This is a genomic window from Ruegeria sp. HKCCE3926 (assembly GCF_017872515.1).
Taxonomy (GTDB): domain Bacteria; phylum Pseudomonadota; class Alphaproteobacteria; order Rhodobacterales; family Rhodobacteraceae; genus Ruegeria.
In genome coordinates this window covers 1,627,241-1,651,696 of the sequence record NZ_JAEDOU010000001.1, presented here as the reverse complement: position 1 = coordinate 1,651,696, position 24,456 = coordinate 1,627,241, and the positions used below count along the sequence as shown (strand labels likewise).

The 24,456-nt window shown below is 58.7% G+C and carries 20 protein-coding genes; 11 read left to right on the top strand and 9 right to left on the bottom strand.

From position 1 onward, the window contains the following. The first annotated feature begins 160 nt into the window (after nt 1-160). Nucleotides 161-1,162: a helix-turn-helix domain-containing protein gene (locus tag I9184_RS08255; RefSeq protein WP_171725211.1), complete on the top strand. Its 1,002-nt coding sequence runs from the start codon at nt 161-163 to the stop codon at nt 1,160-1,162. Nucleotides 1,163-1,231: 69 nt separating this feature from the next. On the opposite strand, the gene I9184_RS08250 is transcribed toward I9184_RS08255, so the two are convergent. Together I9184_RS08250 and glyA are read right to left on the bottom strand one after the other, a co-directional pair. Then, complete coding sequence (locus I9184_RS08250) at nt 1,232-2,209, bottom strand: CoA ester lyase (RefSeq protein ID WP_209833662.1); 978 nt, start codon at nt 2,207-2,209, stop codon at nt 1,232-1,234. Nucleotides 2,210-2,227: 18 nt separating this feature from the next. After that, nucleotides 2,228-3,523 carry a serine hydroxymethyltransferase gene (gene glyA / locus I9184_RS08245; RefSeq protein ID WP_209547090.1) on the bottom strand — a complete coding sequence of 432 codons (1,296 nt, stop codon included), beginning with the start codon at nt 3,521-3,523 and terminating at the stop codon, nt 2,228-2,230. A 168-nt stretch (nt 3,524-3,691) separates the two neighbouring features. Here glyA and I9184_RS08240 point away from each other — a divergent pair, with 168 nt between their 5' ends. Then, nucleotides 3,692-4,453, top strand: coding sequence for an NAD kinase (locus I9184_RS08240; RefSeq protein WP_245217987.1), 762 nt, complete (start codon nt 3,692-3,694; stop codon nt 4,451-4,453). A 241-nt stretch (nt 4,454-4,694) separates the two neighbouring features. Here I9184_RS08240 and I9184_RS08235 read toward each other — a convergent pair whose 3' ends face one another. From I9184_RS08235 to I9184_RS08225, 3 genes are all read right to left on the bottom strand, one after another. Continuing rightward, complete coding sequence (locus tag I9184_RS08235) at nt 4,695-6,146, bottom strand: amidase family protein (RefSeq protein ID WP_209833660.1); 1,452 nt, start codon at nt 6,144-6,146, stop codon at nt 4,695-4,697. A gap of 89 nt (nt 6,147-6,235) precedes the next feature. Continuing rightward, nucleotides 6,236-8,125 (bottom strand): propionate-CoA ligase PrpE, encoded by a 1,890-nt coding sequence (gene prpE / locus I9184_RS08230; RefSeq protein WP_209833658.1) that lies wholly within the window; start codon nt 8,123-8,125, stop codon nt 6,236-6,238. Nucleotides 8,126-8,491: 366 nt separating this feature from the next. After that, nucleotides 8,492-10,765 carry an NADP-dependent malic enzyme gene (locus I9184_RS08225; protein WP_171633733.1) on the bottom strand — a complete coding sequence of 758 codons (2,274 nt, stop codon included), beginning with the start codon at nt 10,763-10,765 and terminating at the stop codon, nt 8,492-8,494. A gap of 185 nt (nt 10,766-10,950) precedes the next feature. Here I9184_RS08225 and I9184_RS08220 point away from each other — a divergent pair, with 185 nt between their 5' ends. The 7 genes from I9184_RS08220 to upp all read left to right on the top strand — a co-directional run bounded on the left by I9184_RS08220 (nt 10,951) and on the right by upp (nt 17,337). Next, complete coding sequence (locus tag I9184_RS08220; protein ID WP_209833656.1) at nt 10,951-11,655, top strand: hypothetical protein; 705 nt, start codon at nt 10,951-10,953, stop codon at nt 11,653-11,655. Further along, on the top strand, nt 11,618-12,721 hold the full coding sequence (locus I9184_RS08215) for a cupin domain-containing protein (RefSeq protein WP_209833654.1): 1,104 nt from the start codon (nt 11,618-11,620) through the stop codon (nt 12,719-12,721). Before I9184_RS08220 ends, I9184_RS08215 begins: the two co-directional genes overlap by 38 nt. Before the next feature lie 91 nt (nt 12,722-12,812). Next, nucleotides 12,813-13,205, top strand: coding sequence for a cytidine deaminase (locus I9184_RS08210; protein ID WP_209833652.1), 393 nt, complete (start codon nt 12,813-12,815; stop codon nt 13,203-13,205). A 4-nt stretch (nt 13,206-13,209) separates the two neighbouring features. Next, nucleotides 13,210-14,517, top strand: a complete 1,308-nt coding sequence (locus I9184_RS08205) for a thymidine phosphorylase (protein ID WP_171723614.1) — start codon at nt 13,210-13,212, stop codon at nt 14,515-14,517. After that, nucleotides 14,514-15,725 (top strand): phosphopentomutase, encoded by a 1,212-nt coding sequence (locus tag I9184_RS08200; RefSeq protein ID WP_209833650.1) that lies wholly within the window; start codon nt 14,514-14,516, stop codon nt 15,723-15,725. The genes I9184_RS08205 and I9184_RS08200 overlap by 4 nt, the downstream gene beginning before the upstream one ends. Then, complete coding sequence (locus I9184_RS08195) at nt 15,722-16,708, top strand: adenosine deaminase (protein WP_171723612.1); 987 nt, start codon at nt 15,722-15,724, stop codon at nt 16,706-16,708. The genes I9184_RS08200 and I9184_RS08195 overlap by 4 nt, the downstream gene beginning before the upstream one ends. Then, the gene (upp, locus tag I9184_RS08190) at nt 16,705-17,337 is read left to right on the top strand and encodes a uracil phosphoribosyltransferase (RefSeq protein ID WP_171633718.1); all 633 of its coding nucleotides are present in this window, start codon (nt 16,705-16,707) and stop codon (nt 17,335-17,337) included. The genes I9184_RS08195 and upp overlap by 4 nt, the downstream gene beginning before the upstream one ends. A 6-nt stretch (nt 17,338-17,343) precedes the next feature. On the opposite strand, the gene I9184_RS08185 is transcribed toward upp, so the two are convergent. Beyond that, nucleotides 17,344-18,357, bottom strand: a complete 1,014-nt coding sequence (locus I9184_RS08185) for a hypothetical protein (RefSeq protein ID WP_171723611.1) — start codon at nt 18,355-18,357, stop codon at nt 17,344-17,346. 147 nt (nt 18,358-18,504) lie between these two features. Here I9184_RS08185 and I9184_RS08180 point away from each other — a divergent pair, with 147 nt between their 5' ends. Both I9184_RS08180 and I9184_RS08175 read left to right on the top strand, forming a co-directional pair. Further along, nucleotides 18,505-19,440 (top strand): DMT family transporter, encoded by a 936-nt coding sequence (locus I9184_RS08180; RefSeq protein ID WP_209547115.1) that lies wholly within the window; start codon nt 18,505-18,507, stop codon nt 19,438-19,440. A 282-nt stretch (nt 19,441-19,722) separates the two neighbouring features. Continuing rightward, entirely contained in the window at nt 19,723-20,496 is a 774-nt protein-coding gene (locus I9184_RS08175; protein ID WP_348539514.1) for a Hint domain-containing protein, read from the top strand. Between the two features lie 56 nt (nt 20,497-20,552). Here the strand turns inward: I9184_RS08175 and I9184_RS08170 are convergent, their stop codons facing one another. The 3 genes from I9184_RS08170 to I9184_RS08160 are packed head-to-tail and all read right to left on the bottom strand — an operon-like array spanning nt 20,553 to nt 24,446. Then, nucleotides 20,553-22,754 (bottom strand): 3-hydroxyacyl-CoA dehydrogenase NAD-binding domain-containing protein, encoded by a 2,202-nt coding sequence (locus I9184_RS08170; protein ID WP_209833648.1) that lies wholly within the window; start codon nt 22,752-22,754, stop codon nt 20,553-20,555. Continuing rightward, nucleotides 22,747-23,235: a cupin domain-containing protein gene (locus I9184_RS08165; RefSeq protein ID WP_209547121.1), complete on the bottom strand. Its 489-nt coding sequence runs from the start codon at nt 23,233-23,235 to the stop codon at nt 22,747-22,749. The genes I9184_RS08170 and I9184_RS08165 overlap by 8 nt, the downstream gene beginning before the upstream one ends. Further along, nucleotides 23,235-24,446 (bottom strand): acetyl-CoA C-acetyltransferase, encoded by a 1,212-nt coding sequence (locus I9184_RS08160; protein ID WP_171633703.1) that lies wholly within the window; start codon nt 24,444-24,446, stop codon nt 23,235-23,237. Before I9184_RS08160 ends, I9184_RS08165 begins: the two co-directional genes overlap by 1 nt. Nucleotides 24,447-24,456: the final 10 nt, after the last annotated feature.

Below are 24,456 nucleotides of genomic sequence, written 5' to 3'. Positions count from 1 at the left end.
GAAACCTCGTCTGCACATGCCCCCCAATGGACGCATACGCAGACGCCGCGGAATAGGGAACCGGGCGTAGCAATCCGCGGTTTGCCCTAGCGGATTGAAATCCGAAAATGAGGGCAGCGTCCAGCGAGGCGCTGCCTCTCGTCAATTCGATGGAGGAACAATGAAACACTATGTCCTCGCAAATGATCGCGCCGACCTGGCAAAGACCGGGCCGGAGGTGCCCGAAAGAATAAAACACATCGATGTTATCCTCAGCGACACCCGGGCGCTGGCATCGGCCGAGATCGTCGTCGAGTTCTATCACGCTCTGAACAGCCTGGTCGAAAACTGCTCTTACGTCGTCAATCTCCGGGTGTCCGGAAATGACTCGGTTGGCGGGCCTCTTTATTGGGCAGGTCGGACGGCGATATTCTGGGGCGACCTGGAGAACAACTGGGACGTCTCCGGTTCGCGCAGAAGCTGGATTTCGCAAGTTCTCAACCTGTCTTCAAGGACCGTTCTGGTCGGTGGAGCTGTCCTGTTGCTGGTGCAACTGGGCAGAGCGGGCCGAAACATCGTCGCGGTTCACCCGAACTTTGCCGCGGCCGCGCTGGAAAGCGGATTGGAAAGCTGCGGTGCGGCAACCCATCTGGCCGCCGACGGGCACCCCCACAGCGCGACCAGCAGACTGAGCGCGTTGCGGTTGTTGTCCGAATTCGTGTCCTTGGATCACGGAGAGCATATTGCGGACGCATTGCGCAGCTATATCGGCCTGACCGAACCTACGCAAAAACACGAAAGCAGGTTGGCCGCCCGGTTGGTGCACAAGGCAAAAGGCGATCTTCTGGTGGTGCGCACTTTGGATGCGATGCAGGAGAACATCGAAGATCCTCTGACGATCTCCGATCTTTCCCGTTTGCTCAAAACCTCGACGCGGCAGCTGCAACGACGGTTCCTGAGCAAAACCGGAGCAAAGCTTCTTTCCACGTACAAGGAGCTTCGTCTGGAAAGGGCGCAGAACCTGTTGCAGTTCACGAACATGTCGCAGATCGAAATCTCGGCAGCCACCGGTTTTTCATCGCCCGTCGCATTGAAACGTGCGTTTCAACGCTGCTACAAAACCAGCCCGGATGATGTCCGGGACCGTCGGTTCACGGGTTCGATGGCCCCGGAAGGATCCTAGCACTTCTTCGGCTTGCGCAACCGGCGATGACATCGCGTGGGCAGTTTGCCCACGCAACACTGGTTTGGTTCACGCCGCAGCAATCTGGCCTGCCTTTTCCACCAGCACTTCGGCCTGACGGATGGAGGCGTAATCAATCAGTCGACCATCCAGCGAAACGGCGCCTTTTCCGTCTGCCTCGGCCTCGGCCATGGCAACAAGAATTCGCTGCGCCTTGATGACCTCGGCGTCGGACGGCGACATCACCTCGTTCGCCAGCGCGATCTGGCTTGGGTGAATGGCCCATTTGCCCTCGCAACCCAGAACGGCGGCACGTTTTGCGGCGGCCTTGTAACCGTCCGGGTCCTGAAAATCGCCAAAAGGCCCATCAATCGGACGCAGCCCGTTGGCGCGCGCCGCAACCACCATGCGGGCCAGAGCATAATGCCACATGTCACCCCAATGGGTCTGGCGACCGTCCTCGGGGTCCGCATCGGTCAAAACAGAGTAGTCCGGGTTCACACCACCGATGATCGTGGTTCGCGCACGGGTCGAGGCCGCATAGTCGGCCACACCGAAGTGCAAGCTTTCATTTCGCTTGGATGCTGCCGCAATCTCACTGACATTCTGCATGCCAAGCGCGGTTTCGATGATGTGTTCGAACCCGATCCGTTTTTTGTAACCCTTGGCGTCTTCGATCTGGGTCACCAGCATGTCGACCGCATACACATCTGCGGCTGTCCCGACCTTGGGGATCATGATCAGGTCCAGCCGTTCACCCGCCTGTTCGACCACATCGACGACGTCGCGGTACATGTAATGCGTGTCCAGACCGTTGATCCGAACCGACATGGTCTTGTTGCCCCAATCGATGTCGTTCAGCGCCTGAATGATGTTCCTGCGGGCCTGTTCCTTTTCATCGGGCGCGACGGCGTCTTCCAGATCAAGGAAAATGACGTCTACATCGGATTTGGCTGCCTTTTCGAACATTCCGGGTTGGCTGCCGGGCACGGCCAATTCACTTCGGTTCAGGCGTGCTGGGGCTTGGTCAATGGAATGAAAGCTCATAGGTTCGGGTCCTTCGTCTTACAGGTTCGGATAGATCGGGAATTTGGCGCAGAGGTCTGCGACCTCGGCCTTGACCTTGGCTTCGACGGCGCCGTTGCCGTCTTCGCCATTGGCGGCCAGGCCGTCGACCACTTCGATGATCCAGTCGGCGATCTGGCGGAATTCGACCTCGCCGAAGCCGCGGGTGGTGCCGGCGGGCGAACCCAGACGGATGCCCGACGTGATGGTCGGCTTTTCCGGATCAAACGGCACACCGTTCTTGTTGCAGGTGATATGCGCCCGGCCCAAGGCCTTTTCGGTGGCGTTGCCCTTGACGCCTTTGGGGCGCAGGTCGACCAGCACCACATGGGTGTCGGTGCCGTGGGTCACCGTGTCCAGACCGCCCTTGATCAGCTGATCCGACAGCGCCTGGGCGTTGGTGATCACCTGCTGGATGTAGGACTTGAACTCGGGCCGCAGCGCCTCGCCAAAGGCCACGGCCTTGGCCGCGATCACATGCATCAGCGGGCCGCCCTGAATGCCGGGGAAGATGGCCGAGTTCACTTTCTTGGCGATATCTTCATCATTGGTCAGGATCATGCCGCCGCGCGGGCCGCGCAGGGTCTTGTGCGTGGTGGTGGTGGCCACATGCGCATGCGGGAAGGGGCTGGGATGTTCGCCCGCCGCAACCAGACCGGCAAAATGCGCCATGTCCACGTGCAGATAGGCCCCGACCATGTCGGCAATCTGACGCATGCGGGCAAAGTCGATCTGGCGCGGGATGGCCGAACCGCCGGCGATGATCAGCTTGGGCTGGTGCTCTTTCGCCAGCGCCTCGACCTGATCGTAATCCAGCATGTTGTCCTGCTGGCGCACGCCGTATTGCACCGCGTTGAACCACTTGCCCGACTGGTTCGGGCGGGCGCCGTGGGTCAGGTGACCGCCGGCATCCAGGCTCATGCCCAGAATGGTGTCGCCGGGCTTGATCAGCGCCTGAAACACGCCCTGGTTGGCCTGAGAGCCGGAATTGGGCTGCACGTTGGCGAATTCACAGCCGAACAGCTGCTTGGCGCGGTCGATGGCCAGGTTTTCGGCGATGTCGACGAACTGGCAGCCGCCATAATAGCGGCGGCCGGGATAGCCTTCGGCGTATTTGTTGGTCATCACCGAGCCCTGCGCCTCCATCACGGCGGCAGAGACGATGTTCTCGGACGCGATCAGCTCGATCTCGTCGCGCTGACGACCCAGTTCCGACGTGATCGAGCCAAAAAGCTCGGGATCACGATCAGAAAGGGACTGGGTGAAAAATCCGGTATCACGAAGATTGGCGTTCATGGGCGCTCCACATGGCTGGGTAAAAATCTTGCGGATTTCCTATCGGAAACGCCACATTCGCAAAAGGCTTAAAGCGACGATTTGGCCCGCTGCGGCGTCAAGACTGGCCTATCGGGGAAAGGTATGTTTGTTTCGGAACCAAATGTGCAGCACCGGAAACCGGAAAACATGAAAAAAAGAATCGCCTTTCTTGCCAGTGAGGTCAAAGTGGCGCAAACGGCCCGGGATATTCTGGTGTCCAAACACGGTAATGTGGCGCCCCGCGACGCAGATGTTGTGGTTGCTCTTGGGGGTGATGGCTTCATGTTGCACACTTTGTACAATGTGCAGCATCTCGATACTCCGGTTTACGGGATGAATCGCGGCACGATCGGCTTTCTGATGAATGAGTATCACGAAGACGATCTAATGGCGCGGTTGGAGGATGCCGAAGAAGAGGTTATCAACCCGTTGGCCATGCAGGCGATGGACCAATCAGGAAAACTGCACCAAGCCTTGGCGATCAACGAAGTGTCATTGCTACGCGCCGGTCCTCAGGCAGCAAGGCTCAAGATCAGTGTAGACGACCGGGTGCGCATGGCCGAATTGGTATGTGACGGGGCATTACTTGCCACTCCTGCGGGATCGACCGCCTATAACTATTCCGCGCATGGGCCGATTGTTCCGATTGGCGCTGACGTTCTGGCCCTGACACCCATCGCGGCGTTTCGCCCACGGCGGTGGCGCGGTGCCTTGTTGCCGAAAATGGCGAAAGTCAGGTTCGATGTGGTCGAAGCTGACAAGCGACCGGTCATCGTGGCTGCTGATTCCGTTTCTTTCCCGGATATAGACTGGGTCGAGATCAGGTCGGAACCAGCCATTGCGCACCGTATCCTTTTCGACCCCGGCCATGGGTTGGAAGAACGTCTAATATCCGAACAATTCACGTAAAATCGGCCATCTCCGAATTTTTTCTCACGCCTATGTGAAGCAGTTCACAGGAATTCCCTTAACGATTGGCTAATGTGAAATTGCCCGGAGAACACGCCAAGGTGGGAGTGAGTGGCCACCTGAACGGCGTATTCGAATGATTGCGCAGATTTTGCGCTGGCGAGGGTGGGTGGTGCTACGCTCGTCATCAGAAATCCGGGCTTATTTTAGCAGTCGGACCCCGGGTACAATGTCCCGGGGTCTATTTTTTGCAGCCGCCCTGCAACTCTGACTTCTCCCAAAGCGGCAGGCACATTTGGCCCACGCGTGCCTCGATTGCCGAGGCCGCATCCACCGCCAGATCTTCGCGCCAGCGCTTTGCTGCAATCTGAACATTGATCGGCTGTGGGCCCTTTGGCAATTCAGCCAGCCGGGCCGGGACAGATGCCGCAGGCAGGCCCAGAAAGTTCATCGCATAGGAATAAACGGCGCACCCCAGAACCTCATGCACTCCGTCGGCGCCTTCGGTGTCCCGGTCAGGTTTGAAGAACGGCTGTGGCAGGAAAGGCGACAGCACCAAAGGGTAATCTTGTAAAAACAGGGACCATTCCCGCGCATAGTGGCTTCGTTTGGCCAGCATCTGAACCATCTCGGTTTCGACAATTGGCGGGAACTCCTGGAAATAGACCGCAAAGATATTCTGAATGGTTTTCGAGCCGACCGTTTCGATATCTGATTGCATGAGCGTGAGCACTTCGCCCATCAGCGTACGGTAACCGATCCGACCGCATTCAAATACATCAGGCGGGTCAATCTCTTGCACCACATAACCCGCATCGGTCAGTGCGTCCCGTGCCGTGTCGAGCGCTTTTTCCACCTCGGGGTGCAGGGCATAGCCGAATGTGTTCTTGGTAAAGGCCACCTTGACGGGCGCGTCAGGATCGGGACCACGCCAGGGCATCGGCACGTGAAACGGGTCACGCGCGTCGGCGGCGATCAGGCTGGGCATGGACAGATGCAGGTCAGCAGCCGACCGGGTTATCAGACCCTGAACTGACATCGACTGCGCCAGCAAACCGCGTTCGACTTTCTGGCTTGGGTTCCACGCCGGGACACGCCCCAGCCCGGGTTTCACGGTCACGGCTCCGTTGGCCGCCGCGGGAAAGCGCAGGCTGCCGCCGATATCGTTGCCGTGGGCCAGCGCGCCGATTCCGGCCATGACCGCGACGCCAGCCCCACCGGAAGAGCCGCCGGGCGAGATATGCCGCCCCCAGGGGTTGTGCGTACGCCCATACAGCGGATTGTCCGTGTCGGCGCGGAAAGAGAACTCGGGCGTGTTGGTTCGCCCGACAACAACAGCCCCTGCCTTTAGCAGATTGCTCACAACCGGGGCGTCATCCGGTGCAATCACATCTTTCAATGCGACGACACCGTTGGTTGTGGCATGGCCTTTTTGGTCAACGTTCACCTTGATCGTGACCGGCACGCCATGCAGCGGACCCGTGGGTTTGCCGCCAGCCCGCGCATTGTCCAGCGCTTCGGCACGTTCCAACGCTTGCTCGCGCAGGTCTTCCACCACCGCATTCAAACCGGGGTTGACCTCATCCATTCGCTCGATCGAGGCCCGAACCGCCTCGGTTGCACTCAGGTCGCCGCGTCTTGTCAGGGTGGTCAGGTCTGTGGCGCTGAGACGCCAGATATCGGTTTGTGTCATGGGTCCTCACTGTCTTAACGTGACAGTAGAGGGGCTGCTTCCGGTTGCAAGAGAAGACAAAAAATGGGCGGCTAATGCCGCCCCTCGGGTTACTTGGCGTAACCGATTGTCTGCAAGGCCTCTTTGATCTCGTCAAGAATGGCTGGATCATCGATCGTTGCAGGCATTTTGTAATCCTGACCGTCTGCAATCGACACCATCGTACCCCGCAGGATTTTACCCGAACGTGTCTTGGGCAACCTGTCGACGACGACGGCCAGTTTAAAGGCCGCCACCGGGCCGATCTTTTCCCGCACCATCTTGACGACCTCCTGAACCACGTCGCCATGATCCCGATCAGCGCCGGCATTCAGGCACAGGAACCCAACGGGCATCTGACCTTTAAGCTGATCCGATACGCCGATCACCGCGCATTCCGCGACGTCCGGGTGAGCGGCAAGCACTTCCTCCATCCCCCCGGTCGACAGGCGGTGACCCGCGACGTTGATGACATCATCGGTGCGGGCCATAATGTAAAGATATCCGTCCTCGTCGATCATGCCGGCATCGCCGGTTTCATAATACCCGGGGAAATGCTCCAGATATGACTTCCGGAACCGTTCTTCGGCGTTCCACAAGGTCGGCAGGGTGCCCGGAGGCAATGGCAGTTTGACCGCGATGGCCCCCAGTTCGCCGGCTTTCATTGGGTGGCCGCCTTCGTCGAGAATTTGCACATCATAGCCGGGCATCGGTTTCGCGGGCGAACCCAGCTTAATCGGAAGCTCTTCGATACCCAGCGGATTTCCGGCGATGGCCCATCCGGTTTCGGTCTGCCACCAATGGTCGATCACCGGAACCTTCAGCGCATCCTGCGCCCAGATGATGGTGTCGGGGTCAGCCCGTTCCCCCGCAAGATACAGTGCCCGTAGATGAGACAGATCGTACTTGGCGATCAATTCGCCTTTGGGGTCTTCTCGTTTCACGGCACGGATCGCCGTAGGGGCGGTGAAGAAGCTTTTAACCTTGTGTTCCGAGATCACGCGCCAGAAGGTTCCCGCATCAGGGGTGCCGACCGGTTTGCCTTCGAACACAATCGTCGTGTTGCCGTGGATCAGGGGGGCATAGCAGATATAGGAATGTCCAACGACCCAACCCACATCGGATGCCGCCCAGAATACATCACCGGGATCAACGCCATAGATGTTCTTCATGGTCCAGTTCAGTGCCACCAGATGTCCGGCGGTGGGACGCACGACACCCTTGGGTGCCCCCGTGGTGCCCGATGTGTACAGGATGTAGGCCGGATCATTGCCGTCGACGGGAACACATTCCGCCGGTTCGACACCGTACTGGAACCCGTGCCAGTTGTAGTCGCGCCCTTCGATCAACTGCGCAACTTCCTGTTCGCGCTGAAAGATGACGCAGAAATCCGGCTTGTGCTCGGCAAGTTCGATGGCACCGTCCAGAAGCGGCTTGTAGTGCACGACCCGGCCAGGTTCCATACCACAGGACGCGGCAATGACGGCTTTGGGTTTGGCGTCGTCGATGCGAACTGCCAGTTCGTTGCTGGCAAATCCGCCGAACACAACGGAATGCACAGCGCCCAGACGTGCGCAGGCCAGCATCGCCTCAAGCGCCTCGGGGATCATCGGCATGTAGATGATGACGCGGTCACCTTTCTCGATACCTTTCGCCCGCAGCGCGCCGGCAAGATTGGCCACGCGGTTGCGCAGCTCGACATAGGAAATCTCGCGCTTGGTATGGGTGATCGGGCTGTCATAGATGATGGCGGTCTGCTCGCCGCGCCCGTTTTCCACGTGGCGGTCCACGGCGTTCCAGCAGGTATTGACCCGTGCGTCGCTGAACCATTCGTACAAAGGCGCGTTGTCGTCGAACAGAGCTTTGCTGGGCTCTTTGACCCAATCGATCCCCTTGGCGGCGTCCATCCAGAACGCCTCGGGGTCTTTCTTCCAACTGTCATAAACGTCCTGATACGCCATCTCGTCCTCCTCACAACGACTTGGTCTTTGTGTTAGGACCCAGAAAACTATCGGGCAAGCGCGTCAAATGACGACGCGTCAGTTTATCGCAAAATATTTGCAGTAATTCGCGCAACAGCTTGCAAATTTTTGCAAACTTCTTTTCCAGCATTGGATTTTTTGCGCCAAAAAGGCCATTTTGCAAACTTGCAAATTCGACTGTGCAAAAGATCACGTCCGAGGCGACTCGGCGCAAAGCCAATTCACCATTCTTTCGCGTGCCCCATGGCTCCCAAGGAGAAGCAACCACATATAGCAGTCAAAAGGTGAGAATTGTGTTAACCGCACCCCTGTGGGGGATGCGGTGCAGGGCGTGGGGCGGCCGGCTTACCCGTAATGCGCCACCGGTGTCCCCGCGATGGCAGCCATGTTCAGCAAACCGCGTGCGGTAATGGACGGGGTGACGATGTGCGCCTTGTTGCCCATCCCCATCAGAATGGGGCCAACTTCGATACCGTCCGCTTTCATTTTCAGGATATTGCGCACACCGCTGGCCGCATCCGCATGAGCAAAGATCAGCACGTTTGCCGCGCCCTGTAGGCGAGAACCCGGAAAAATCCGTGCCCGAAGATCCGCATCAAGGGCCGCATCCAGGTTCATTTCGCCTTCATAGACAAAGTCGCGCGGTTTCTGGTCCAGGATGTCCAATGCAGCGCGCAGGCGCTTTCCCGATCCTTCTGCCTGATTGCCGAATTGTGATTGCGAACAGAATGCGATCTTGGGTTCGATCCCAAATCGGCGAACATGCCGCGCGGCGCCAATGGTGGATTCCGCCAGTTCTTCGGGTGTCGGCAATTGCCGGACATGCGTATCGGCGATGAACAGGGGGCCGTCTTCCAAAATCATCAGCGACAACGCGCCGTGCGGACGCAGGTTTCCATCGTCAAGCACCTGTTCAACATAATTCAGATGCCAGCGATACTCGCCGAACGTGCCGCAGATCAGGCTGTCAGCCTCGCCCCGATGCACCATAATCGCGCCGATGGCGGTTGTATTTGTGCGCATGATCGCCTTGGCCAGATCCGGGGTCACACCTCGGCGCTGCATGATCTGATGATACGAGTTCCAGTAATCGTAATAACGCGGATCGTTTTCCGGGTTCACGATCTGGCAGTCTGTGCCCGGGCGAATGGTCAGGCCCAGTTTTTCGCATCGGGATTCGATGACTTCGGGGCGTCCGATCAGGATCGGTGTTTCCGTTGTTTCCTCAAGAATGGCCTGTGCAGCCCGCAGCACCCTTTCATCTTCGCCTTCGGCAAATACGATGCGACGGGATGCGACGGCCGCGGCCTCGAATACGGGGCGCATCAAAAGCGCCGACTTGAAAACAGACTGGTTGAGTTTTTCCTTATAGGCCTCAAGATCCTTGATGGGGCGCTTTGCGACGCCGCTTTCCATGGCTGCCTTGGCAACGGAAGACGAGACGACACCCACCAAACGCGGATCAAAAGGTTTCGGAATCAGGTAATCCGGCCCAAAGGTCAGTTGCTCGCCCTTGTAGGCGGCTGCCGCCTCGGCGCTTGTCGTCGCGCGGGCCATTTCCGCAATGCCGTCAACGCAGGCGATCTGCATTGCGTCATTGATCTCGGTCGCGCCCACATCCAGAGCGCCCCGGAAGATAAACGGAAAGCACAATACGTTGTTGACCTGATTGGGAAAATCGCTGCGCCCCGTGGCGATGATCGCGTCCGGTGCAACCTCACGCGCGGCCTGAGGCAGAATTTCTGGCGTTGGGTTGGCCAGTGCGAAGATGATCGGACGATCGGCCATTTTCTGAACCATTTCAGGCTTCAGGACATTCGGGCCACTCAGGCCCAGAAACAGATCCGCATCGCCGATTACATCATCCAGAGTCCGCAATTCCGTTTTCTGAGCAAACTGCGACTTGTGCGGGTTCATATCCTCGGCGCGCCCCTCGTAGACGAGCCCGTGAATATCGCACAGCCAGATGTTTTCCTGTTTCACACCCAGTTTCACCAGCATGTTCAGGCAGGCAATCCCCGCAGCCCCGCCGCCGGTTGATACGACTTTGATGTCCGCAAAGGATTTCCCCGCCACATGCAAAGCGTTCTTGGCCGCAGCCCCGACGACAATTGCGGTTCCGTGCTGATCGTCGTGAAAAACGGGAATGTTCATGCGCTCGCGGCACAGCTTTTCGACAATGAAACAATCCGGTGCCTTGATGTCTTCCAGGTTGATGGCCCCGAATGTCGGTTCCAGTGCGCAGACGATATCCGCCAGCTTTTCCGGATCAGGCTGGTCTACTTCGATATCAAAACAGTCAATACCAGCGAATTTTTTGAACAGGACGGCTTTGCCCTCCATCACTGGTTTCGAGGCCAGCGCCCCGATATTGCCCAGACCAAGAACCGCGGTGCCGTTGGATACCACGGCGACAAGGTTGCCGCGCGCCGTGTACTTTTCCGCGTTTGCGGCGTCGGCTTTGATTTCAAGGCTGGCCTCGGCCACGCCGGGCGAATAGGCGCGCGCCAGATCGCGACCGTTGGCCATCGGTTTCGTGGCCTTGATCTCAAGTTTTCCGGGTTTCGGATGGGCGTGATAGTCAAGCGCGGCCTGTCGCAGGCTGGGGGTGTCAGACATTGAAGTTTCAGTTCCCTCTTAGAATTTGATTTAACATTAAACTATTCGTCCAAGCTTGGCTACGTTGCGTAATTTTGCCGACGTGGCGCAGTTGCACACCCGAAATGGGTTGAATTTTGACATATTTTTTTTACATCTAGGCAACCTTGCGAAACGAACAAACACTCAGGCAAGACGAAGCAGTAATGACTTTCAAGGCAAATGATCAGGTCGATGGCCTGTTTTCCGGTTCTGTGTCGGATACCGGAGTTGTGCGGCTAACCCTTTGGTTTGCGGTGCTGTCAGGTGTTGTGCTTCTTGGTGCTGTTGGCATCTGGCCAGAACAGGCACTGGTTTTCAATCAGGAAGGCGGGTTGTTTGAAACAATTTCCGCCGCGTGTTTGTTTGCAGCAGGTGTGGCGGCTTTGTGGCGATATCCAGGTGTCACCCGGCTGTATATCGGGTTGACATTCCTGTTGTTGGCCGAGCGTGAGCTGGAAGCAGACGTTTATCCTGAAGGCAGTTTGCCGTTCCTGATCCTTGACGGTCTGGATGTGGTGCTGGACGTCACTCTGGTCAGGGTCGTTCTGGCCTGCGTTGTTCTGGGCGGTGTCATCTGGCATGGGATCCCGACTGGATGGTGTGCTGTCAAACAGCGCGCGTCTTTTCTGATCGTGTTCATTGCGGCCGGCTGTCTTGCCGTCATCGCTCAGCTTCTTGAAGAATTCACCGGTCTGCACGGCCAAGCTTTGTCGTCAGTTATGAAGACGCGCCTTTTTGTGATGGAAGAAACGCTCGAGATGTTCTTTTCGATTGGCATTTTGGTCTCTGTTCTGATCGGATGGTCAAAATCGAATTCTGACGAGACATCTCATGACAAAGACATACGTGCCATCCCGGACCCAAGCTGAATTCCGGTTGCCTACCCAGGAAATTCGAAACGACATCCCCTTTTATACCAAGGTGTTGGGGATGCAGATGGACATGATCTATCCCGCGGACGATCCGCGCGTCGCAGTGTTTTCGGGGCACGGTCTGCGGCTGCGGATCGAAAAAGACGCGCCCGAGGGTCCGGGAACATTGCGCATCCTGACAGATGACCCGGAAAGCTTTGCAGATGGCCAACGCGTTCTTGTCGCGCCGAATGGGACCCGGATCGAAATCGAAGAGCGTAATCCGCCGCTGGTGATGCCTGAAACGGTTCATTCCTTCGTGGTGCGCAGGCTCAAGGATCAGGCGCCCTGGATCATCGGTCGGGCGGGGATGCACTATCGCGATCTGGTGCCGGATCGTCTGGGCGGATCGATCATCGCCAGCCATATCCGCATCCCGGACGGGGGCCCGGTGCCCGATATGGTGCATTTTCACAAAGTCGGGTTCCAGCTGATATTCTGCATTCATGGCTGGGTGGATGTCGTCTACGAGGATCAGGGAGAGAAAATGCGCCTGACCGCAGGGGATTGCTTTATCCAGCCGCCGGAAATTCGTCACCGCGTGCTCGAGGCGTCAGACAATGTTCAGGTCATCGAGATAGGTGTGCCAGCGGAGCATGTCACGGAAATCGACCATGACATGCAGCTTCCTACGCCGCATTTTCGCCCGGACCGTGAATGGCAGGGGCAGCGCTTTGTCTACAACCAGGCCAAGGATGCTGAATGGGTGCCATTCCGTCTTCCAGGTTACATCTGCCGCGATACGACAATTGCCGAGAACACCAAAGGGGTCGCTGGCGTCCAGGTCGTCTGCAAAGGGCAGGGCGATACCGAATGGGCCAGTCACGATACGGACATTCACTTTACCTTCGTGATGGACGGGGCGGTAACACTGGAAGGCGAGGGGCGCGAGCCCTACCGGCTGGAGCAAGGAGATGCCTTTGTCATCCCGCCCGGGATGCGCACGCGCTTGTCCTCGCCCTCGGACAACATCGAGTTGCTGGAAGTAACCTTGCCCGGTACGTTCACGACAACACTGGGCTGACTGAAAAACACTGGCTGGGGGCTTCAATTCCTCGGCCTTTTTACGTAACGATCCAAATTTCTGACCAGATGATCAAAAACGGGGAATCGCCATGTCGCTCAAAGACGCTGCCTTGTCAGTCCGCGAAAACGCCTATGCGCCTTATTCGAATTTCAAGGTTGGCGCAGCGCTTCGGACTTCGACGGGTCAGGTCTTTTCCGGGTGCAACGTTGAAAACGTGGCCTATCCCGAAGGCACTTGTGCCGAGGCCGGCGCAATTGCCGCGATGGTCGCCGCAGGTGAGCAGGAACTGACCGAGGTCTATGTGGTCGCCTCCAGCCCTCAGCCTGTGCCGCCTTGCGGTGGGTGTCGCCAGAAACTGGCCGAGTTTGGCAAGCGCGACGTTAAGGTTACTCTGGCAACCGTGGACGGTGCTGAATTTAAGACAACCATCGGGGATTTGTTGCCGGGCGCATTCGACGCGTCTCATATGGAGGATGTCTGAACGCATGGATGCCCGCTCGATCATAGCAAAACTGCGCAGGCAGGAAGTGCCCGGTCGCGAGGAGCTGACCTGGTTTGCGCAGGGGCTTGCGGATGGAAGCGTCAGCGACGCGCAGGCCGGGGCATTCGCCATGGCTGTCTGCATGGGCGGATTGGGCCCTCGGGGGCGTGCGGATCTGACGATTGCGATGCGCGACAGCGGTGACGTTCTGACGTGGGACGTGGACGGGCCGGTGATCGACAAGCACTCGACCGGAGGGGTCGGGGATAGCGTCAGTCTGGTTCTTGCTCCGGCGCTGGCGGAATGTGGGGCGTATGTCCCAATGATCTCGGGCCGGGGTCTTGGGCATACCGGCGGAACGCTGGACAAGCTAGAGGCGATACCGGGAGTCAGCACTCAGATCGGGCAGGACCGCCTTGCGCAGATTTTACGCGATACCGGCGCGGCCATCGTCGGGGCGACCGGCCAGATCGCGCCGGCAGACAAGCGCCTTTATGCGGTGCGGGATGTGACCGCGACGGTCGAGAGCCTGGATCTGATCACGGCGTCGATCCTGTCCAAAAAACTGGCCGCCAGCCCGGACGCGCTGGTTCTGGATGTCAAAACCGGCAGCGGTGCTTTCATGAAAACGATGGAAGATGCCCGCAAATTGGCCACCGCATTGACCGAGACAGCAAACGCAGCAGGCTGCCGCACGTCGGCGGTGATCACGGATATGAACCAACCATTGGCCCCGGCGTTGGGGAATGCCTTGGAAATCGCGGAAGTGATGAAGGTGCTGACCACGTCGAATGCGTCCCCTTTGGCAGACATTTCCGCCGAGCTGGGGGGGGTCCTGCTGACCGATGCAGGAATGTGCGGAACGGTTGAGGAAGGGCGTGAGAAGATCTTTGAAACCATCCGTGACGGCCGCGCTGCCGAACGGTTCGGGCGTATGATGGCAGCGGTTGGTGGCCCGGTTCAGTTTGTCGATACCTGGGCCCGCTTCCTGCCTGAGGCGAATGTCATCCAAGAGGTTCCGGCCCCGCAGGACGGCTTCATCTCGGCCGTTGACGGAGAAGCTCTGGGTCTTGCCGTGGTTGCGCTGGGCGGTGGCCGTCAGGTCGAAAGTGATGAGATCGACCCCGCCGTCGGAATATCCAGTGTTCTTCGGCTTGGGGATCGCGTGTCAAAAGGCGCGCCGATTGCAGTGATCCATGCTGCTCGGGAAGATGCCGCGCGCCGAGCAGCTGAAACCGTGCTGAGCGCGATTGAGATCAGCGGTATGGCTCCGACGTTTCCGGATCTGATCCACGAAAGGATCAGCGTATGAGCCGTGCATTTCTCGTCGTCATGGACTCCGTTGGAATAGGCGGTGCGCCTGATGCCGATCGTTTTTTCAATGGCGACGTCCCGGATAGTGGGGCAAATACGCTGGCCCATATCGCGCAGGCCTGTGCCTTAGGGCGGGCCGAAGACGGGCGCTCGGGCCCTTTGATCCTGCCGACCCTCGATGCGCTGGGTTTGGGTGCGGCTGCGCGACTGGCGTCTGGGGACGCAACCCCCGGATTGAACGCGAAACCCAATGGGCTGTGGGGCTGCGCGCGCGAGCATTCGCCCGGCAAAGACACGCCCTCGGGCCACTGGGAACTGGCAGGTCTGCCGGTGCCGTGGGATTGGCACTATTTCCCGGATACTGTTCCGGCTTTTCCCGGCGGCCTGAGCCGCGCAGCGGCTCAGGCCGCCGGGACCGAAGGCATCCTTGGCGATTGCCATGCCTCGGGCACGGCGATCATCGCCGAACTGGGTGCCGAGCATATGCGAACCGGCTGGCCGATCTGCTACACCTCAGCCGACAGTGTGTTTCAGATCGCAGCCCATGAAGAGAGTTTCGGACTGGACCGTTTGCTGGGTATGTGCCGCGCACTTGCACCGCGCTTGCACAAGATGAAAGTGGGCCGTGTCATTGCGCGCCCCTTTGTCGGCTCGCCAGAGGCGGGATTCGAACGGACTGCCAACCGCAAGGATTTCGCCATTCTGCCGCCCGCACCGGTTCTGACCAATTGGGTGCAGGATGCCGGGCGGAAGGTGCACGCGGTGGGCAAGATCGGCGACATCTTTTCCATGCAGGGTATCGACACGCTGCGCAAAGGGTCGGACGCTGAACTCATGCGGCACCTTTCAGAGCTGGTGGATGACGCCGAACAGGGCAGCCTGACTTTTGCCAACTTTGTTGAATTCGATAGTCTTTACGGCCACCGCCGCGATATCAGCGGTTATGCCCGAGCATTGGAATGGTTCGATCACGAGATCGGCAAGATTCTGGCCAGGCTGCGCCCCGACGACCTGTTGTTGTTGACCGCCGATCATGGCAATGATCCCAGCTGGACCGGGACAGATCACACACGTGAACAAGTGCCGGTTCTGATTTCCGGGTCGGGCACGGGGCAGATCGGCCAGGTAGACTTTGCCGATATTGCCGCCAGCATCGCCCACCACCTGAACATTCCGGCGCAAGGGCCGGGAAGGAACTTTCTATGAGCGTCGCCGATCTGCCGAAAATAGAACTGCACCTGCATCACGAAGGCGCCGCGCCACCGGCATTCATACGTCAGCTTGCGCATGAAAAACGAGTGGATCTGAGCGGTATCTTCAAGCCGGACGGATCCTATGATTTCCGCGATTTCGCGCATTTCCTGAATGTGTATGAAGCTGCTTGCGAAGTCCTGAAGACGCCCGAAGACTTCCGGCGGCTGACATTGGCCATTCTTGAAGAAAGCGCCAAAAACGGTGTCGTCTATTCTGAGACTTTTCTGAGCCCCGATTTTTGTGGCGGCGGCGACCTGCACGCCTGGCGGGACTATCTGAACGCCATTCAGGACGCGGCGGACGAGGCCGAGCGCAAGTTTGACATCACCTTGCGCGGCGTCATTACCTGTGTGCGCCATTTCGGCCCCGATCAAGCCAAGCGCAGCGCCTATTGCGCGGCAGAGACTGCGGGCGACTGGATCACCGGTTTTGGCATGGGTGGCAATGAATCCGTTGGCACTCAGGGCGATTTCAAATGGGCGTTTGACTGCGCGCGCGAGGCCGGCCTGCGGCTGACGACACATGCCGGTGAGTTTGGAGGCCCTCAAAGCGTGCGCGATGCCGTCCGCGATCTGGGGGTCGAGCGCATCGGGCACGGTGTTCGCGCCATCGAGGATCCGGACCTTGTTCGCGAATTGGTCGACCGGGACATCACTCTTGAGGTCTGTCCGGGATCGAATGTGGTTTTGGGGCTTTTCCCGGATTTTGCGACACATCCAATCGCGGCCTTGCGTGATGCGGGCGTGAAGGTCACCGTCTCAACGGATGACCCGCCATTTTTTCACACGACCATGCGGCGGGAATATGAAATGCTGAACGCAGCTTTCGGCTGGGAGGCCGAAGATTTTGCGGCCCTGAACGAAACCGCCCTGGAAGCGGCCTTTTGCGATGACGCCACCCGTGCGCGGGTCAAGAAGAGACTGGAGAAAACATGAGCGAACATCTGACCATCGTCGATCACCCTCTGGTGCAACACAAACTGACGCTCATGCGGGACAAGGGCACTTCGACCGCCGTGTTCCGGCAGTTGCTGCGCGAAATAACGCTGCTGCTGGCCTATGAGGTCACGCGCGACATTCCCCTGACCACGCGTAATATCGAAACGCCGATGGAAGAGATGGACGCTCCCATACTGGCGGGCAAGAAAATGGCGCTGGTGTCGATCCTGCGTGCCGGAAACGGAATGCTGGATGGGGTGCTGGAGCTTGTTCCCTCTGCGCGTGTCGGCTTTGTCGGTCTGTATCGCGACGAAGAAACGCTGAAGCCCGTGCAGTATTACTTCAAGGCACCCGAGAGCCTGAAAGACCGTTTGGTTATCGCGGTGGATCCGATGCTGGCCACCGGCAACAGCTCGGCCGCGGCGATTGACCTGCTGAAAGAGGCGGGGGCGACGGATATCCGGTTTCTGTGCCTGTTGGCCGCGCCGGAAGGTGTGGCGCGTATGAAAGAGGCGCACCCGGATGTGCACATCGTCACTGCCGCATTGGACCGCGAGCTGAACTCGAAAGGCTATATCATGCCGGGTCTGGGTGACGCGGGCGACCGGATGTTCGGAACCAAGTAACCCGGCTTATTCACCGCATATGTTTTGTAGCCGGACCCAATCACGGTCCGGCAACACCTGTTCCAGTGTCCGGCCGGCCATGGGATCGGCCTCGATCAGACCCAGTACTGATTCACCGGTAATGTCCTGAGCATAGGCGTAAGGGGTAGAGGGCAGGGCGCTTTGCGAGAACATCGCCAGCAAGTCATCGTCCGGAAGGGAAGGTCGGGGCTGCGAAAGGACCTGTTCGGTATAGGTGTCGATGATCTCAGGTGTCAGTTCCCCGGTCGTCAACAGCCGAAAGGCCGAGGCCGCTCCGGTTCTGTCCAGCAGATCATCCAGCGGGTCGTTGAGCGCCGCCCGCGCGCGTTCTGCAATAACATAACCTGCTGCGACAGCAGGGTCTTCGTGGTCTTCAACCAGCGCCCGGTTCAACAGAACGGTGCCACCCGGCAAGCTGAGACTGTCCTGAACGCCGGCGGGCAGAATAATGATCTGCCGTACGCCCGTACGACTGGCCAACCGATCCAGTGACGCCTGCGCATCCACAGACGAGCAGGCCTGTCCCGAGACGCGCTCGATCCGACGCAGTATCGTGTCTCCGATTTCCTGTCGTTTGATTTCGGGCACGACCGAGACAACATGGTTTTGCAACGCACCGGGCAGCCAAAACAACAATACGGCCAGAACCGCGGCCACAACGCCTCCGACGCTCATCCAGCGCAAACGGCCGGGATGGGGGCGCGAACGTTCGATGGCATGTTGCAGCCGATCGATCGCTTCAAGCATCGTGGTTTCGGATTCTCCCAGTTCCAGTGTCTCATCCGGATCACCGTCGGGGCAAAAAACAGCCGGAAAGACACCGGGGTTCTGTCTTTCAAGCGCCGCCAAAGACCAATGCGTCAAAGCCCTGTCATTGAAATCGGAGATGGTCAGGGTCGCCTTGCCAATCGATACCACAACTTCGCGCCGCTGTTCATCGGGCGAAGGGCGCCACAGACCGGTGGCTTCGATCCGCTGGTACTGTTTCAGGGCCGTCATCTGGTTGGGGTCTGCTCGAAATTGTTTTGCCGCAGCTTAGCATGGTGAAAACGCCGTGCGCAAACCTGTTGCGCAGGTATTCCGATTTGTGCTGGATACCCGTCATGAAAAAGATCGCCGATCTTTGATCGCAACAAGGGCGCGAACATGCAGGCAGATACGACCACCTCTCCGGTGCTGGCTTCAGCCCTTATGGTAGCAGCAATGGCAATTATCGGCGTGATCGACAATGTTGTGATCCTGCTGGCCGAGACGGTCGGGCTGTGGCAGTTCCATTTTATGCGGGCATTGCTGATGCTGCCGCTGATTGTCGGGCTGTCCCTATTGGGGCTGGGCGGGCTGAGGCCGCAACGGTGGAGGGCGGTCATCTTACGCAGTCTTCTGATTACGACGGCCATGTTTTTCTATTTTGCATCGCTGTCGATGATGCCGATTGCGCAAGCTCTGGCAGGGTTGTTCACCTCGCCGATTTTCGTGCTGTTGATTTCGTCCATTGCGCTTGGGCAAAAGATCGGGCCGTGGCGCATTCTGGCTGTGTTGGTCGGTTTTTCGGGCACTCTTCTGGTTTTGCAGCCAAACCCTGTCGAATTTGACATGCGTTCGGTTTTTCCAGTTGCGGCAGGTTTTTTCTATGCCTTGAGTTCGATCATGACGCGGACATATTGCGCGCGTGAAAGCACGGTTGCGATGCTGGCTGCGATGGTCATTACCCTTGGGCTGTCGGGGGGCGTGGGCGCCGCCTTGTTCACTCTTGCACCCGTTGCCACGCTGGACGGGCCGGACGGCTTTGTTACACGGGGTTGGGTCTGGGAAGTGGGGCCCGCGCTGCAATGGATTGTTATTCAGGCGGTCGGGTCGACGATTGCGGTCTTCATGCTCATCAAAGCCTATCAGATAGGCGAGACCTCTTACGTGGCCGTGTTCGAGTACTCGGTGATGATTTTCGGGCCGCTCTTTGCATTCGTCGCACTGGGTCAGACCCTCGATTTGATGCAAGTGTCCGGGATTGTCCTGATCGCGACGGCAGGGGTTTTGCTGGGCTGGCGGGCCAGGCGGTCATCCACCCAGCAAGATTTTGCCTGACACGTACAATAGCGCTCTGCCAACGTTTTTTGCACGCTGCAACCTCAACAAGCAGGTTCATTTCAACGGAACAGGTGCAAATGGATTCGTAAGATCCATTCATGCTGACCGTTTCGGAAATTGCACAAAAGCCTGTTTATGTCTTGCAAGTGTTTACCAAATCGCCCCGGAAATGCGCTGTGACGGCCCAAAATGGGCAAAAATATGTCTGAAATAAGACAGCCCCGATTTTTGATGTTAGCTGTTTGGCATAGTGAGTTTGTGCCAAAGGGGGTTAGGCACGTGTCTGAAGTTACGAGTATTTCTGTTTATCTTGATCAGTCGTCCGACACTGATCCAACCAGTTTGAACCATGCCGTGAACGCGCGCCGTGGTGGTTTTTTGAGCGACACGAAGGTTGCGACAACCAGCGGATGGAAACCGGTTGAGCGCATTGCAGTCGGCGATCTCGTCCGAACTCTGGATCACGGGTTCAAAGAGGTGCGCCGCATCTCGACCAGCGTCGTGGTCATTCCTGCCGAAGAGCGCCGTTCCGAGTATTTGCCGGTTTTCGTTCCGGCACGCGCCGCGTATAATGGGCGCCCCGTTTGGCTGATGCCCGAGCAGGGCATCGCTCTGAACCTGTCGCAGTTTGATGCCAATGTCAGCGGATGTTCCGTCGTATCCGCAAGACTGCTGAATGGCGTGGGTCGGCTTATGTCGCAGGCACCGGGATCGTCGTTCGAGGTCCGTTCCTTGTTTTTCGACGAAGATCAGGTGATCTTTATCGAGGGCGGCCTGCAAGCTTACTGCCCTTCCGGCCTGTTTAACATGCGCGGCAGGGTCAGCGGGGCTGGTTACGATGTCGCCGATGAAGAGACCGGCCCAAAGCTGGTCAACCTGATTGCAAGCAGGGGAGATATGTCAGCCCTTGCCAACCCATTGGGTGCCCTGCCTGCACCCATTCCGCAGGAACCGATATTTCCGATCCGTCCGCCCTCTGGGGTCAGGCGGCCGGGTCGACCGGGGCGTCCAAACGCGCCGGTGCTGTTTCTGCGGCCCGAATGGCAGATCTAACCAAACACTGACAAAAACGATGCAGGCGCGTGATCTCACGCGCCTGCGTCACTGATTCAGGCAGCCTTTGCTTCGGGGTTGAAACGCCCGTAGAAGGTTTGACCCTTTTCTGCCATCTCACGCAGCAGCGGAGGGCAGGCAAAGCGTTCGCCATATTTCTCGGCCAGCTGATCACATCTTTCGGCTGCGTAGGGCGTACCGATTATGTCGAGCCAGCTGAGCGGACCACCGGACCACGGCGCAAAGCCCCAGCCCAGAATGGCGCCCACGTCGCCTTCACGGATGTCTTCCAGAACACCCTCTTCCAGCGCGCGGACAGCTTCCAGAACCTGAGCAAACATCAGACGTTCCTGCACTTCGATCAGGTCAGGCTGGTCATCGGCAAGCGGATACTTGTCTTGCAGGCCCTTCCAGTATTCGACGCGCTTGCCCTTCTCGTCATAGTCGAAGAAACCGGCATTCGCCTTGCGGCCCAGGCGGCCCTGTTCTTCCATCCAGAAGATCAGATCGTCCGAGGGGCTTTCCGGATAGGCATTGCCCATGGCTGCCTTGGTCGCCCGAGCGATCTTGGCCCCCAGATCAATCGAGGTTTCATCGGTCAGTTGGATCGGACCAACCGGAAAGCCCAACTGACGCGCAGCGTTGTCGATCAGCACGGGGCTCACGCCTTCGGTGATCATCCGTGCGCCTTCGTTGATGTACGGAATGATGCAGCGATTGGCGTAGAAGAAGCGCGCATCGTTGACCACGATCGGCGTCTTGCGGATCTGGCGCACGTAGTCTAGCGCCTTGGCAACGGCGCGATCACCGGTTTCCTTGCCCTTTATGATCTCGACCAGCAACATCTTCTCGACCGGAGAGAAGAAGTGGATGCCGATGAATTGGTCGGGACGCACGCTTGCCTTGGCCAGATCGGTGATCGGCAGGGTCGAGGTGTTCGAGGCAAAGATGCAGTCCTCGGGGATGATTGCCTCGACCTTTTTGGTCATCTCGGCCTTTACGCCCATGTCTTCAAACACGGCTTCGATGATCAGGTCACACCCATTCAGATGGTCCAGATCCGGTGTCGACGTGATGCGGGCCAGCATGGCCTCTTTCTTTTCGGCTGTGACCTTGCCGCGCTTGATACCCTTGTCCAGATAGGTTTCGGTGTAAGCTTTGCCTTTGTCGGCCGCCTCTTGATCGCGGTCGACCAGAACGACTTCCATGCCAGCTTGGGCCGAAACCAGCGCGATACCGGCCCCCATCATCCCAGCGCCCAGAACGCCGATCTTCTTAACACGCTGATCGGGCACACCTTTCGGACGGACCGCGCCTTTTTCAAGCGCTTCCTTGTTGAGGAACAGTGACCGGATCATCGCCGACGAGGACGGGTTCATCAGAACGTTGGTGAACCAGCGGGCTTCAATTTTCAAAGCGGTGTCAAAGTCGACCAGCGCGCCTTCATAGATTGCGCTCAGAAGGGCTTTGGCCGCGGGGAAGGCGCCTTGCGTTTTCCCATGAACCATGGCGCTCGCGCCCACGAAGGTCATGAAACCGGCAGGATGGTAGGGCGCACCACCGGGCATCTTGTATCCCTTCGCGTCCCAGGGTTTCACCAGGTCGGCGTCCTTGGCATTCAGAACCCATTCCTTGGCAGCGGCAACCGGATCGTCGGCAACTGCGTCGATCAACTGCGCGCCCTTGGCCTTGGCCGGGTCCATCATCTTGCCCTCAAGCAGCACCGGGGCCGCCGCCATGGCTCCCACCATGCGGCTGTAACGAATGGTGCCGCCGCCGCCGGGGAAGATGCCCAGCAGGATTTCGGGCAGCCCGATCTTGGACTTTGGATTGCTGGTCATGACGCGGTGATGGCAGGCCAGTGCGATCTCGGTCCCGATCCCGGCGCAGGTTCCGTTGATCGCGCAGGCGATGGGCTTGCCACCTTTCTTGGTCTTGGGGTCCATGCCCGCCAATTCCAGTTTGCGCAGGATGTGATGCCCGCCCATGACGAAATCAAACAACGCCTGCGCAGGTTCGTCCCCCGCTTCCTGACGGATAGTGGCCAATGTGTTCAGGTCCATTCCGCCGGCAAACGAGCCTTCCTTGCCCGAGGTAATGACAACACCTTTGATCTCGTCGTCGCTCAGGGCCTGATCAATCAGTTGGCTGACTTCTTGAAAAGCCTCGCGGGTCAGCACGTTCATGGATTTTCCCTGGGCGTCCCAGGTCACAAAGGCGACGCCGTCCGCGTCTTTGGTCAGAGTGAAATCAGTCATTGTCATCTCCAATCTGGTCAGCCGTCAGCGGGCTGCCGTCTTTCCGGGTGAAAGAGAATCCGTTTTCATCATCCTTCACCATCATGTCTATGTCGCTGTAATAGCCAGTCTCGGTCGGGGTCCGTGTGCCCACCACCAGAAAGGTCGCGGGCGTATCGGTCTTGTTCACAAGGTGGTGGCCATTGGCCTCACCAGCGGGCCAAGCGGCGCAGTCACCGGGCAGCATCTCATGCTCACCATCGTCATCGATCAGCACGCATTTGCCGCTGAGCATGATGGCAAACTCGTCCTGCTCCATATGGTAGTGGCGCAGCGACGAGAGGCCCTGAGGCTCCAGCCGCACGATGTTGACCCCGTATTGGGTCAACCCGCCCGCATCCCCGACGCGCTGCACGAAACGACCAGCGGTCGCCTCGGCCAGCTTGCCCGGATAGGACGAGCCCCCCTTGAACGGGATCTGAGAGAGATCCAGCTTGGGCATCAGACCCGCTCGATAATCGTTGCCGCACCCATGCCGGACGCAATGCAAAGCGTGGCCAGACCGGTTTCCTTGTCCTGACGCTCCAGTTCATCCAGCAAGGTGCCGATGATGATCGCACCGGTTGCGCCCAGCGGGTGACCCATCGCAATTGACCCGCCGTTGACGTTCACCAACGCCGGGTCGACATCAAACGCCTGTTGGAACCGCAGTACGACCGAGGCGAAGGCTTCGTTCACTTCGAACAGGTCCAGATCGCTGATCTTCATGCCGTTGTCGGCCAGAATTTTCTCGGTCACTGGAACTGGGCCGGTCAGCATGATGGTCGGGTCGGTACCGATTTTGGCGGTGGCCTTGATGCGGGCGCGCGGTTTCAGGCCGTATTTCTCGCCGAATTCCTTGTTGCCGATCAGCACGGCCGCAGCGCCATCCACGATGCCCGAGCTGTTGCCCGCATGGTGGATGTGATTGATCCGCTCAAGATGTGGGTATTTCAGCATCGCCACCTTGTCGAAGCCAGGCATCTGCTCGCCCATCATCTGGAAGGACGGGTTCAGCGCGCCAAGGCTTTGCATGTCGGTGCCTGGGCGCATGTACTCGTCGCGGTCCAGAATGGGCAGGCCGTTCTGGTCTTTCACTGTGATGATCGACTTTTCGAACCGGTTGTCGGCCCAAGCTTCGGCCGCGCGCTTTTGCGATTCAACCGCCAGAGCGTCTGCGTCATCGCGGCTGAACCCGTATTCTGTGGCAATGATGTCGGCCGAGATGCCCTGCGGCACAAAGTAGGTCTCCATCGCCAGAGAGGGGTCAACGGCAATCGCCGCCCCGTCGCTGCCCATGGGAACACGGCCCATCATCTCGACGCCACCGGCGATATAAGCGTCGCCCGCGCCGCCCTTGACCTGGTTTGCGGCCAGGTTCACGGCTTCCATCCCGCTCGCGCAGAAGCGATTGATCGCCAGGCCGGGGATCGACTGGTCCAGATCCGAGGCCAGAACCGCCGAACGTGCCAGACAGCCGCCTTGCTCCATCACCTGCGTGACGTTGCCCCAGATCACGTCCTCGACGGCGTGGCCTTCCAGGTTGTTGCGTTCCTTCATCGCGTTCAGGGTCAGGGCGGACAGGCGTACCGAGGTTACCTCGTGCAGGCTGCCATCCTTGCGGCCCTTGCCGCGCGGGGTGCGCAGGGCGTCATAAATATAAGCTTCGGTCATGGGTCTTCTC

What these genes read in the sequence shown, in the direction of transcription:
- I9184_RS08205 (WP_171723614.1), top strand. Translation starts at nt 13,210, where the DNA reads ATGGATGCCCGCTCGATCATAGCAAAACTGCGCAGGCAGGAAGTGCCC.
- I9184_RS08170 (WP_209833648.1), bottom strand. Translation starts at nt 22,754, where the DNA reads ATGACTGATTTCACTCTGACCAAAGACGCGGACGGCGTCGCCTTTGTG.
- I9184_RS08235 (WP_209833660.1), bottom strand. Translation starts at nt 6,146, where the DNA reads ATGACACAAACCGATATCTGGCGTCTCAGCGCCACAGACCTGACCACC.
- I9184_RS08195 (WP_171723612.1), top strand. Translation starts at nt 15,722, where the DNA reads ATGAGCGTCGCCGATCTGCCGAAAATAGAACTGCACCTGCATCACGAA.
- I9184_RS08165 (WP_209547121.1), bottom strand. Translation starts at nt 23,235, where the DNA reads ATGCCCAAGCTGGATCTCTCTCAGATCCCGTTCAAGGGGGGCTCGTCC.
- I9184_RS08220 (WP_209833656.1), top strand. Translation starts at nt 10,951, where the DNA reads ATGACTTTCAAGGCAAATGATCAGGTCGATGGCCTGTTTTCCGGTTCT.
- prpE (WP_209833658.1), bottom strand. Translation starts at nt 8,125, where the DNA reads ATGGCGTATCAGGACGTTTATGACAGTTGGAAGAAAGACCCCGAGGCG.
- glyA (WP_209547090.1), bottom strand. Translation starts at nt 3,523, where the DNA reads ATGAACGCCAATCTTCGTGATACCGGATTTTTCACCCAGTCCCTTTCT.
- I9184_RS08200 (WP_209833650.1), top strand. Translation starts at nt 14,514, where the DNA reads ATGAGCCGTGCATTTCTCGTCGTCATGGACTCCGTTGGAATAGGCGGT.
- I9184_RS08160 (WP_171633703.1), bottom strand. Translation starts at nt 24,446, where the DNA reads ATGACCGAAGCTTATATTTATGACGCCCTGCGCACCCCGCGCGGCAAG.
- I9184_RS08255 (WP_171725211.1), top strand. Translation starts at nt 161, where the DNA reads ATGAAACACTATGTCCTCGCAAATGATCGCGCCGACCTGGCAAAGACC.
- I9184_RS08215 (WP_209833654.1), top strand. Translation starts at nt 11,618, where the DNA reads ATGACAAAGACATACGTGCCATCCCGGACCCAAGCTGAATTCCGGTTG.
- I9184_RS08240 (WP_245217987.1), top strand. Translation starts at nt 3,692, where the DNA reads ATGAAAAAAAGAATCGCCTTTCTTGCCAGTGAGGTCAAAGTGGCGCAA.
- I9184_RS08185 (WP_171723611.1), bottom strand. Translation starts at nt 18,357, where the DNA reads ATGACGGCCCTGAAACAGTACCAGCGGATCGAAGCCACCGGTCTGTGG.
- I9184_RS08210 (WP_209833652.1), top strand. Translation starts at nt 12,813, where the DNA reads ATGTCGCTCAAAGACGCTGCCTTGTCAGTCCGCGAAAACGCCTATGCG.
- upp (WP_171633718.1), top strand. Translation starts at nt 16,705, where the DNA reads ATGAGCGAACATCTGACCATCGTCGATCACCCTCTGGTGCAACACAAA.
- I9184_RS08180 (WP_209547115.1), top strand. Translation starts at nt 18,505, where the DNA reads ATGCAGGCAGATACGACCACCTCTCCGGTGCTGGCTTCAGCCCTTATG.
- I9184_RS08250 (WP_209833662.1), bottom strand. Translation starts at nt 2,209, where the DNA reads ATGAGCTTTCATTCCATTGACCAAGCCCCAGCACGCCTGAACCGAAGT.
- I9184_RS08225 (WP_171633733.1), bottom strand. Translation starts at nt 10,765, where the DNA reads ATGTCTGACACCCCCAGCCTGCGACAGGCCGCGCTTGACTATCACGCC.